The organism is Thalassotalea ganghwensis (assembly GCF_053485795.1).
In genome coordinates, this window is record NZ_JBQRUM010000005.1 from 81,622 (window position 1) to 93,723 (window position 12,102).

At 41.2% G+C, this 12,102-nt stretch carries 8 protein-coding genes; 6 read left to right on the forward strand and 2 right to left on the reverse strand.

Annotated features, from left to right (window positions below):
- Window positions 1–53: 53 nt before the first annotated feature.
- From erpA to ACSLUH_RS06760, 4 genes are all read left to right on the forward strand, one after another.
- On the forward strand, window positions 54–395 hold the full coding sequence (gene erpA / locus ACSLUH_RS06745) for an iron-sulfur cluster insertion protein ErpA (protein WP_448565538.1): 342 nt from the start codon (window positions 54–56) through the stop codon (window positions 393–395).
- Between the two features lie 190 nt (window positions 396–585).
- Complete coding sequence (locus ACSLUH_RS06750; RefSeq protein ID WP_448565539.1) at window positions 586–1,683, forward strand: efflux RND transporter periplasmic adaptor subunit; 1,098 nt, start codon at window positions 586–588, stop codon at window positions 1,681–1,683.
- A 9-nt stretch (window positions 1,684–1,692) separates the two neighbouring features.
- Complete coding sequence (locus ACSLUH_RS06755; RefSeq protein ID WP_448565540.1) at window positions 1,693–4,833, forward strand: efflux RND transporter permease subunit; 3,141 nt, start codon at window positions 1,693–1,695, stop codon at window positions 4,831–4,833.
- Window positions 4,834–4,868: 35 nt separating this feature from the next.
- Window positions 4,869–6,275, forward strand: a complete 1,407-nt coding sequence (locus ACSLUH_RS06760) for a M20/M25/M40 family metallo-hydrolase (protein ID WP_448565541.1) — start codon at window positions 4,869–4,871, stop codon at window positions 6,273–6,275.
- Between the two features lie 36 nt (window positions 6,276–6,311).
- Here the strand turns inward: ACSLUH_RS06760 and ACSLUH_RS06765 are convergent, their stop codons facing one another.
- Together ACSLUH_RS06765 and ACSLUH_RS06770 are read right to left on the reverse strand one after the other, a co-directional pair.
- A complete protein-coding gene (locus ACSLUH_RS06765; RefSeq protein ID WP_448565542.1) occupies window positions 6,312–7,496 on the reverse strand; it encodes a cyclic di-GMP phosphodiesterase in 1,185 nt (394 codons plus the stop codon).
- A gap of 31 nt (window positions 7,497–7,527) precedes the next feature.
- The gene (locus ACSLUH_RS06770) at window positions 7,528–8,544 is read right to left on the reverse strand and encodes a DUF484 family protein (RefSeq protein ID WP_448565543.1); all 1,017 of its coding nucleotides are present in this window, start codon (window positions 8,542–8,544) and stop codon (window positions 7,528–7,530) included.
- 440 nt (window positions 8,545–8,984) lie between these two features.
- On the opposite strand from ACSLUH_RS06770, the gene ACSLUH_RS06775 reads away from it, so the two are divergent.
- Together ACSLUH_RS06775 and rnr are read left to right on the forward strand one after the other, a co-directional pair.
- Window positions 8,985–9,560, forward strand: a complete 576-nt coding sequence (locus ACSLUH_RS06775) for a tetratricopeptide repeat protein (RefSeq protein ID WP_448565544.1) — start codon at window positions 8,985–8,987, stop codon at window positions 9,558–9,560.
- 85 nt (window positions 9,561–9,645) lie between these two features.
- The gene (rnr, locus tag ACSLUH_RS06780; RefSeq protein WP_448565545.1) at window positions 9,646–12,102 is read left to right on the forward strand and encodes a ribonuclease R; all 2,457 of its coding nucleotides are present in this window, start codon (window positions 9,646–9,648) and stop codon (window positions 12,100–12,102) included.

The following is a 12,102-nucleotide window of genomic DNA, read 5'->3' on the forward strand; positions in this document are numbered from 1 at the left end:
GTCAAGTTTAAGATAATTAGCACTTTGATTGACCCTAATTTTAGTAGAGTGATATGTCGACAACCGAATTACCGATTAAATTTTCTGATGCTGCCGCAAGTAAAGTGCTTGCTTTGATCACAGAAGAAGAAAACCCTAATTTGAAACTGCGAGTCTATGTGACTGGGGGCGGGTGTTCGGGCTTTCAATATGGGTTTACCTTTGATGAAAAGGTAAACGAAGGTGACATGACCATTGAGAAAAAAGGCGTGACTATGGTCGTTGACCCGATGAGCCTACAGTACTTGGTTGACGGTGAAGTAGATTATGTTGAAGGTCTTGAGGGGAGCCGATTCCTTGTTAATAATCCTAACGCCTCTACAACCTGTGGCTGTGGCGCTTCTTTCTCAATATAATGCTCGTTTATTATTAATAATTCTAAAGCCGGCTTATGCCGGTTTTTTTATACTTAAAGTATAATAATATCGATAAATCCTAGACACCTAATTAGTCACATTTTGTTGCATTGCTGTACTAGTTTTATCAATGGGTTTTACAGTATCATTATTAGGCAACTGCCTTACCTCTCATATAACGGAATGTATCATGACTCAACCAAAAATAAACCAGCAATGGTTAGCTCAGCGCCCTTATCTTATTGCGATTTTTATTACACTGACACTAATTCTTTGGATGGCTTCGGGAAGCATGCAAGCACAGGAAAATACAACAGAAGAAGCTACAGTAACTGAAATTATTCCCCAAGTTAAAGTTGAATCACTTTCGGCAGAATTGGTTAATGACACCATTGAACTTTATGGTCGCACTGAGCCAAGCAGAGTAACGACACTTAAAGCTGAGATCGCTGGTAGGGTTGAACAAGTGATTGCTAAGCGGGGGCAATTTTTAAATAAGGGCGATGACATACTCCGCCTGGAATTGAATGATTTACCCGACCAGTTAGCCAAAGCACAAGCACTATTAAAGCAACGCGAAATAGAATTTGAAGGGGCGAAAAAACTAGCTGCGAATGGCTTTCAGGGACAAGCGCAGTTTACCGAAGCACAAGCTAACCTAGCGGCAATTCATGCTGAAATTAAACGCTTAACCCTGATGATTGATAAAACAACGGTAAGCGCACCTTACGATGGGATACTTAATAATCGTTATGTCGAACAAGGTGATTATGTTAAAAGCGGCGATCAGCTCGCATTAATTGCCGATCTAAATCCTTTGATAGTTAGGGCTTACGTTACCGAGAAACAAGTTCCTGATATTTCCATTGGTCAAAAGGCGCAAGTCCGTCTGTTGAATCGAGGGGAAATAGACGGAAACGTTCGGTATATATCGAGTGTTGCCGAAGAAAGTACTAACACGTTTAAGATTGAAATTGCTTTAGAAAACAATCAACAAAATTTAGTGGCAGGTATTAGCAGTGAAGTCTTATTGCCACTAAAACAGGTAAATGCAATAAAAATATCACCGGCGCTATTAGCCTTAGATGAGCAAGGTAATATCGGCGTTAAAACCGTAGTTGACCAGCATGTTGTATTTACACCGATCAACATCGTTAAAAGCAGTAGTGACGGAATTTGGTTAACGGGCTTAGGTGAACAAGCGGATATCATTACCTTAGGGCAAGGTTTTGTTAGGCATGGTGATCGTGTTGAGGCGATCTTTAATAGCGCAAACTTAACAGAATAAGGATAGGTTATGTTAGGCATTATAGATGGTGCGCTATCGCGGACTCGCTCGATACTCTTGATATTTATTTTGTTATTAATCTCAGGTGCGATCACTTACCAAAATATCGCTAAAGAAGCGAACCCTGATGTCACCATTCCGATTATTTATGTGTCAATGGTTCATGATGGTATCTCGCCTGAAGACGCAGAGCGTATGCTTGTTAGGCCAATGGAAAAAGAATTAAAGTCACTGGCTGGCGTTAAAGAAATGAAGTCTAGTGCGAGTGAAGGTCATGCTTCAGTGACCCTAGAGTTTGTCGCTGGCTTTGATCCTAAAGAAGCACTTGCTGATGTCCGTGATAAAGTCACCTTAGCCAAAGCTAAGCTACCGTCAGAATCAGAAGAGCCTGTGGTGAATGAAGTGACCATGGCTAATCAAGTGCCTGCAGTAACCGTTATTTTATCAGGACCGGTTTCAGAACGGGGCCTTTTAACGTTGGCGCGAGACTTAAAAGATAAAATTGAAGGCCTGCAGGAGGTACTTGAAGTTGACATTGGTGGTGATCGAGAGGATATGGTTGAAATCGTCGTCGATCCACTGTTGATGGAAAGCTATGGTCTTGACCAAAACGATATTTATAACTTAGTAGAGCGCAACAATCGTCTGGTACCAGCAGGTACGATGGATACCGGCAAAGGTCGCTTTGCGGTAAAAGTACCATCGGTGTTTGAGTCTGTTCAGGATTTACTGGAACTTCCTGTAAAAGTCAAAGGCGAACGAGTGATCACTTTTCAAGATGTTTCTACCGTCAGACGCTCGTATAAAGATCCGTCTAGTTTTGCTCGACTCAATGGTAATCGCTCAATTTCGTTAGAAGTTAAAAAGCGCTCGGGCGAGAATATTATTCATACCGTTGACAATGTTAAAGCTCTAATTAATCAAGAGAAACAACGATGGCCTAATCAAGTATCGGTAGATTATGTTGGTGATCAGTCAATTGACGTAAAAGATACCTTATCCGATCTGCAAAATAACGTATTATCTGCTGTCTTGTTGGTGGTGATTGTGGTTATTGCAGCCCTTGGCACGCGCACTGCGCTTTTGGTAGGTTTAGCAATTCCTGGCGCTTTCTTAACGGGGATCTTAGTGCTAGCGATCTCCGGATTAACCGTAAACATTGTTGTGTTATTTGGTTTAATAATGGCGGTTGGGATGCTCGTTGATGGTGCGATAGTCGTTACGGAATTTGCCGACCGCGAGATGAGTGAAGGTAAGCCGAGAAAAATAGCCTATGCTCATGCGTCGAAACGAATGGCATGGCCAATTATTGCTTCAACAGCAACGACTTTAGCAGCATTCGCGCCGTTAATGTTTTGGCCTGGTATGATGGGCGAATTTATGAAGTATTTGCCAATCACCTTGATTGCCGTATTAACCGCATCTTTAGCGATGGCGTTAATTTTTGTGCCGACGTTAGGTACGGTGTTTGGTAGACCTCGCGTGATTAGTGCCGAAGAAAAAGCGCAGGTGCTGCAAGCAGAAGAAGGTGAACTTGACCAGCTATCTGGTTTTACCGGTAAATATATTGCTCTGCTTCGTAAAGCGATTGTTCATCCTTGGAAGGTGATTATCGCGACAATTCTTATTGCTATATCTGTGATGTTTGTCTACGGAGCGTCGGGGCTTGGCGCAGTATTTTTTCCTGATATAGAACCTAATAGTGCCACTATGGTTGTGCGCTCTCATGGTGATTTATCGATAGTCGAAAAAGACGATATCATGAAGCAAATTGAAGCTCGGGTATTAGGTTTAGAGGAAATAGAAACACTTTATACGCGAACCGGTGGCAATGATATTGTTGGCACTTTTCAGGTTAACTTCATCAACTGGCAATATCGTGGTCCAGCTGATCAAACCATCGCGGAAATTCACCAGCGTACTGACGATTTGGCTGGGGTTGAAATAGAAGTACGTAAAAATGAAGAAGGCCCTCAAAGTGGTAAAGACTTAGTCATTGAGTTGAGCTCACGTTTTCCTGAACAACTTTCTGAAGCCGTTAAAACTATCCGTAATGCACTGATAGCAAATGGTAATTTTACAGATTTAGAGGATACTTCTCCCAAGCCGGGGATTGAATGGCAACTGAAAGTTGACCGCTCTCTTGCCGCGACTTATGGAGCAGATGCGGCACTCGTTGGCGCGACAGTACAAATGGTCACTAATGGTTTAAAATTGGGCGAGTATCGACCTGATGATGTTGATGATGAACTTGATATTCGTGTTCGATTTCCTGTGGATGAACGAGATATTGGCCGCCTAGATACTATTCGCTTAAAAACCAATCAAGGCTTGGTACCGGTAAGCAGCTTCGTTGAGCGAAGGGCCGCGCCAAAAGTTGACACGATACGTCGAGTCGATGGTAAACGCGTGGTGACCATTCAAGCAAACTTAGTGAGTGGAGCTCAATTGATTAAAGAGCTGCCGAAACTAAAAGCACAGTTCCCTGCATTGGGAATTGATCCGTCTGTTGAATTAGTGGTTAAAGGACAAAACGAAGATCAGCAGGAGTCAGAGGCGTTTTTGGTTAATGCTTTTGGTGTTGCACTCTTTGTTATGGCGATTATTTTGGTTACCCAATTTAATAGTTTTTACCAAGCATTTTTAATACTGAGTGCCGTCGTTTTTTCCACCGTCGGCGTGTTTTTAGCGCTAATTTTAGTGCAGAAGCCTTTTGGTATTGTCATGGGGGGCATTGGCGTTATCTCCTTGGCAGGTATTGTTGTCAATAACAATATCGTACTAATTGATACTTATAATACCTTGAGAGACGAAGGACATGACGTGCTTGATGCTATATTACGAACTGGTGCTCAGCGTCTTCGTCCTGTGATGTTAACGACGATTACCACGATACTAGGGTTGTTACCAATGGTCATGCAAATAAACATCGACTTTTTTAGTCGTAGTGTTGTCTTTGGAGCGCCATCTACACAGTGGTGGACGCAACTAGCGACAGCTGTTGCCGGAGGCTTAGCATTTGCGACCGTACTGACGTTAGTCTTAACACCTTGTTTGATCGCCGTTCGAGATTTACGTCGAGAGCAGCGTAGCCAACATGGCACTTTTTCATTCATGAAAAAAATAAAACAATTAAAGTCAGCGGCTTAAATAAGCATTTAATAATTTAGCAATAGGAAATATTAATGAAATTACTACCAAAAATAATAACAACAGGGTTAGTGAGTTTAGTTGCCTTAGTAGCCGTGCATACCAATGCTCAAACACTGAATTCAACTCAACAAAAGGAGCTAGAGTCCCTTAAGCAAACGGCGCTCAATTCAGAACTATCTTATCAATTGATCGAATCGTTAACGACTGAGGTTGGTCATCGTCTTATGGGCTCGGAAGGGGACAAAAAGTCGATCCAATGGGCGATGAATAAAATGAAGTCATTAGGCTTTGATAAGGTGTGGCAAGAGCCAGTTACCGGTACACTTTGGCATCGAGGTGACGTTGAGGCAAAGGTCACGGCACCTTATCCTCATACGCTTTCTGCAATAGCACTTGGCGGCAGTGTAGGTACTTCAGCTAATGGTATCACTAAAGACATTGTTCACTTTGAGACTTTAGCGGCATTAGAAGCGGCTGAAGATAACGCTTTAAATGGTAAAATTGCGTTTATTTCTTATCGTATGAAGGCGCATATCGATGGCGACGGTTATGATAAAGCTGTTGGTGCTCGGGTTCGTGGTGCAGTCGTTGCAGCACAAAAAGGTGCTTCTGCTTTGATTATCCGTTCAGTTGGCACCGATAATAACCGCTTAGCCCACACTGGCATTATGCGTTATCAAGACGGGATTAATAAAATTCCAGCAGCGAGTGTTTCTAATCCAGATGCTGATTTACTTGTTAACCTTTTAAAGCGCGATAAACCGGTCAGTCTATTTTTAAAACTGACTGCGCGGATTGATGAAAAACAAATCGCGAAATCTGCAAATGTGATTGGTGAAATCACTGGCAGTGAATCACCAGATGAGATCGTTGCTATTGGTGCTCACCTTGATAGCTGGGATGTTGGCACTGGTGCGCTGGACGATGGTATGGGTGTCGGTATGGTGATGGCAGCCGCTTATCATATTGCTCAGTTACCTGAGCGACCAAAACGCACCATTCGTGTAATTCTATTCGCTGCTGAGGAAGTCGGGCTGTTGGGTGCTAAACAATATATGATTGATCATAAAGAGGAAATGAGTCGACACGTTATGGGAGCAGAGTGGGACTTTGGTGTCGGCCATATCTACAAAATGACGCCAGGAGTTGGTGCTTCTAGTCTTAATGCAGTTCGTGAGTTAGCGGGATATCTCGCGCCATTGGGTGTAGCGTTGGCTCAAGAAAATGACGCGAAAGCACAATCAGATATGAGGTTATTAAGTGAAGCGGGCATGCCAAGTATGAATTTTTCTCCAGATGGCAGCAAATATTTCGACTATCACCACACGGCAAATGACACACTAGATAAAGTCGAGCCGAAAGCGCTCAAACAAGCAACTGCTATTTATACTATGTTCGCGCACTTTGCTGCCAATAGTGGTGTCGATTTTCGTCAGTAGGCGCTAGAGAGGTTGAGCTTGTTTAAAGTTTAAGCTTTACGCTTCTGTTAATAAAAAGTCGATGATTTTGTTCATATCGAGATCAAATTCATCGGCTCTTACCCCTTTGATAATAGTGTCGTTACTTTTGGCGAGATCTATTTGTTTGGCTTCAACATAATGATGGTGTTTAGGGCTGTAAAACACCTTTACTTTCGGTTTGGTTGGTACGTCAACATTGCGTTTTTCTACAATAGCGAGTTTATTCGATTTTAATTCAACCAAAGAGCCGACCGGAAAGATGCCCATGCAGTTGATAAATAAGTTCACTAAACGCGTATCCAAATGACCACTGTCGGCAAGGTTCTTTAAGATACTAAAGGCTTTCATATGACTGTAGCCATCTTTGTAGCACCGGTGTGCGGTTAATGCGTCAAAGATATCGCAAATGGTGATCATGCGCCCATATGTTGAAATATCCTTGCCAGGGACACTAAATGGATAACCGCTGCCATCAAGTTTTTCATGGTGTAGCCTCGCAACTTCTAAGCTTAACGGGGATATACCCTCTGTGGCTTCAATGATATCAATTGAGTGATTCACGTGCGTTTTCATTACGGTAAATTCTTCCTCGGTCAATTTACCAGGTTTGTTGAGTATCTCTTCTGGAACCATGATTTTCCCGACATCATGTAAAAACGCGCCAATGGCTAAATCTTGGATAATCGACTTTTCTATTTTGAGGTACTTGGCGAATATCGTCATTAGCACCGAAACAGAGACTGAGTGCTCAAGCAAGTACTCATCTTTATTGCGTAAGTTAATAATGCAAGCAAGTGCGTCAGGATTTTTAAAGATAGCGTCAATGGTTTGCTCGGTAACATTATGTACCGGTTTTATGTCGATGGGTTTTCCTGAAAAGGCATCGTTAAAGACTTTACGTTGAATTTTTTTTGACTGGTTGAATATCGCTTTTGCTTTATCAATTTCAAATACAGCGCTGGTTTTACTGATATCGGGTACAAAGGTTTGACTTTCGTAATCTAATTGCCCGATCGAAAACGTTTTAGTTTTACTGGTGTCTATTTGAACTTGTAAGACGCCTTTATGAACTAAGTTTTTAACAACAAGTTCATTTTTAATATGTCCGGCTTTGGTGAGTTTGTAGTTTCCTGTCTGATTAACTATGTTTACAACAAAATGTCCGGGACAAAGCTCATTAATATCAATGGTTTCTAACATTCTATTTAGCCTTTATCTCATCCAAACATTTTTATATCTTTGATAACGAGGCAACTTTTTTATGTAAATATAGCTGTTCATCGGCTTTCTTTAATAATTGATCCATCGACAATTTACCGTCGCTAGCAGCAACACCGCAACTAATCGTTATCGCCAAGCTTTGATTTTCATAAGGCATCGGGTTGTTGATAAAAAACTCACATAAACGCTTACTGGCCTTTATTGCATCCTGATAGGACTGGCTCGCAAGAACAACAACAAATTCATCGCCTGCATAACGAAAACACTTATCATTTTCGCGAATCAATTCTTGTAGTTGAGTAGCAACATAAGACAACACTTTATCACCACAATCATGACCGTAGGTATCATTAATTTGTTTAAACTTATTACAGTCGATAAATAACACAGAAAATGGTACTTGATAGCGTTTTTGTCGAATTAACTCTTCTTCTATGCATTTTTCCATTAATCGACGATTAGCGATCCCTGTTAAGCGATCGTAATGCGCCATATATTCGAGCTGCTCTCTTATTAGAACATTCGACAAACACAGGCTTAGCTTTACTGCCAATTGCTCTAAGTGAAACGTACCGAGTGTTGGTGTATAACGCTCTGGAGATTTATCAATAAACAATAGGCTAGCGAATAATTTACCTTCTAAGGTCAATGGAACTAAAGCGATTGAACCTGCTTGAGCATGCCATTTACTCGGAAGAACACTATTTAGTTGGCTGAGATCATTGGTAAGGTAAGGTAAGTTATTTTCGTGAAAATTCTTCAGCGTTGAGCTTGCAATAAGCTTGGTATTTTCCTGATGCCACTGTGATTGCACCTTGCTAGTTAGTAAATAACTGATTGGCATTGGATCGGCCATCAGTAGGATAATGTCATCAAGTTTGAATGTGTCTAGTAACAAGGAAAATAGTTTTTTAAGTAACTCTTGACTGGATTGGCAACTAAGTATTTGCGTCTCAATATGAAATAGTTTTCGCGATATATCTTCATTTGCTTTTGAAATAGCAATTAACTCTTGGAGCTCTGACATACTTATCCTAGATTCCAGACAACTTGGTTTTATTCTGAGCATTTCATCAGTTAAGTCAAGTACTGAAAATACTTTAATTTCCGCGGCGCATAACCCGCTATTGAGAATCCTTTAAAATTTCATCATTGTGGTATTGTTGTTGCTAGTAATGTTGTATTGAGTATCGGACCAGATTTTATTAAACATATGGCAGTTATAGCCGATAACGAGTTAAGTCAGGTTAGCGCTATAATTATCTTGCAGTAGTGTCATTGGTCTATCTCTAAAATTATTGGCATGGAATTAGCGCCTAAATACGGTTATCAAGCCTATTTTTGGTGTTGCATCGAGAAGATGTGCGCGCTTTTAGCGGAATATTGTCAAGCCACTTATCAGAATATTGAGGTTTTATGTTAGCTTTTCGACAAACTTTTTTGTTAAGTATTTTATTAATAAGCGTTGTGAATTTTGCCAAAGCCGAACAGCTCGAAGCGGTGCAGATATATAGTGACAATCAGCTTTTGGAACTCATTAAAGAAAATAAACACCTCAGTCAGGTAGTACTTGATGATTGTCAACTTGTTCAAGATATTGAAGCGCGGGCGGTGAAGGCAGAAATGCCTTCTTATCAGTTTTTATGGGGCGATATGCTGGCTTATGGTGTCTGTGTAAAAAAAGACATTGAACTAGGGCTTTACTATATGCGTCTCTCTGCAGATCAAGGTTTACCGGAAGCTCTTGAACAAATAGGCCGTTACTATCACATTGGTAAGTTTATGCAGCCAGATTTAAATAAGGCAATACTTTTCCTCAAAGAAGCGGCAGTGCTCAATAACCTTAAGGCACAAATTCGCCTAGCTGAAATTTATAGTCAAGGAGATGGTAGTCCATTAGATTACCCTGAACTTTATTCGTTGCTGCATCATTCGGTCACAGATGATAAAAAAACACATCAAAAAATTACCATGTTGTTGACACAATTAGCCGAAAAACTGCCCGATCGGGTGGTAGAACAAGCCAAAAAACGGAAATTCTAGTAATGAGATGGTGATAGGGTAAATTCCGTCAATACAACCTAATTATTTTGATGCGATTTTGGTTAACTAAGATATACTTAGCGGCATGAACCGAAAAACAAGCAGAACAACTATCAAAGACCCAAATTCAGCGCGCGAAGCACAAAAATACGATAAACCGATTGCCAGTAGAGAGTTATTGCTATCGATAATAGAACAAGCGCACACCCCTCCTAATTTTAAGGCGATTTGTAAGGCGTTAAATTACCATGACGAAGAGCAGCACATTGCCTTAAAAAGACGACTTCGAGCGATGGAAAATGCAGGGCAAATTATCTTTAATAAATTCAAACAATATATTATCGCTCCGCACAGTCATTTATTAACAGGTAAAGTAATTGGTCACCGAGAAGGGTTTGGTTTTTTCGAGCCTGATCGCAAGTCTGATGAAGCTAAACCAAAAGATTTATTTATCTCATCTCATGAAATGCAAAAAGTGCTTCATGGAGATATTGTTGAGGCGATTCTTGTTGACCGTTCTGATAGAAAAGGTCGGCAAGAGATCAAGATAGTTGACATTATTGAGCCAAGAAAAGCCCCCATTGTTGGTCGTTTCTACCTAGATCATAATATTGCGTTTGTTGTTCCCGATGATGCGCGTATTCAGCAGGATATCTTAATTCCCGCTGAAGCAAAACTTGGTGCTCGCCAAGGACAAATTGTTGTTGTTGAGATAGTTCAGCGTCCGTCGAAAAGAGCCAACGCTGTCGGCAAGGTCGTGGAAGTTTTAGGTGAGCACATGGCGCCTGGGATGGAAATTGAAATTGCCTTACGTGAGCACGATTTACCTTATAAATGGTCGGCAGAAATTGATGAAGAAGTCGCTAAAATCCCTGATGAGGTAGAAGCGTCGGCAAAAGAACATCGTGAAGATTTACGCGCATTGAATTTAGTGACCATCGATGGTGAAGATGCGCGTGATTTTGATGATGCCGTTTATTGTCGCCCTCTTCCTTCTGGTGGTTGGCGTTTATGGGTAGCGATTGCAGATGTTAGCTATTATGTTCGTCCAGATACTGCGTTAGATGACGAAGCGATCGCGCGCGGAAACTCGGTTTATTTTCCCAGCCAAGTGATCCCAATGTTACCAGAGAAGCTCTCGAATGGTTTGTGCTCTCTCAATCCCAACGTTGACCGTTTATGTATGACTTGTGAAATGGAAATCAATGCACAAGGTCAGCTTGTCGAAAGTCGTTTTTATCCTGCAGTCATGCAATCTAAAGCGCGTTTTACTTATACGTCAGTCGCAGCAATTTTAGACGGTGACCAATCGCTCATCGATGAACATCAGCCATTAGTTGATGATTTACGAAATCTTTATCAACTATATTTGGCATTGATGACCGCTAGGGTTGAACGTGGCGCTATTGCATTTGAAACGAATGAATCAAAGTTTATTTTTAATGACAATCGAAAAATAGAATCAATCGAGCCATTAATTCGCAATGATGCTCATAAAATTATCGAAGAGTGCATGATCATCGCTAACGTTGCTACAGCGCAATTCGTTGAACAGCACAACCAGCCGGGATTATTTCGTGTTCACGACAAACCTAGTGAGGAAAAATTTAATAATTTTGTTTCTTATTTAGCTGAGCTTGGCATTGCGATGCCACACAGTGATAGTGAAGATGGCTTGCCCGAACCTAAGGATTACTGTGCTATTTTAGCACAAATTGAAGAGCGCCCCGATCAAGAGCTTATTCAAACCATGTTGCTTCGTTCAATGAAACAAGCCTTTTATCAAAGTGATAATATTGGCCATTTTGGATTGGCGCTAGCATCATATAGTCACTTTACTTCGCCGATTCGTCGATATCCCGATTTGGTAATTCACCGAGTTATCAAATATATTCTAGAGCAACAACAATCAACGCCGGCGAACCAAGGCTTTCATCACTACAGTAAAGAGGCCGTGATTGAACTGGGTGAGCACTGTTCAATGACTGAACGTAGAGCTGATGACGCTACTAGAGATGTTTCTGATTGGCTTAAATGTGAATTTATGCAAGATCATGTCGGCGATACTTTTACTGGTGTTATCTCTACCGTTACCAATTTTGGTATGTTTGTTCGTCTTGCTGATTTGCATATTGAAGGCTTGGTGCATCTGACTTCTATGCCACATGATTACTATCATTTTGATGATGTTCGCATGTGTTTAACTGGTGAAAAATCGAAAGCTAAATATCACGTGGGTGATGTTTTGGAAGTGCAAGTGGCGGCAGTGAATCTTGATGAGAAAAAAATAGATCTTGTTTTATCTGGCGAAAATGCTGTCATTAGTCGAGCTAAGCCTCTAAAGCGTGTTGCCGAAAATACCACCAAGAAACTTCGTAAAAATTCTGCTCGAGATGACAGGCCAGGTTCAGGAAAAGGTCGTGCCCATGCTAAAGGCAAGGCGTCTGATGATCGCAAAAAACACAAGAAAACCAAAAGTAGTAAAACAAGCAAGAGTCGGCCGGGTAAAAACGCCCGTAAGGCAAAGAAAAAACGTAGGTAA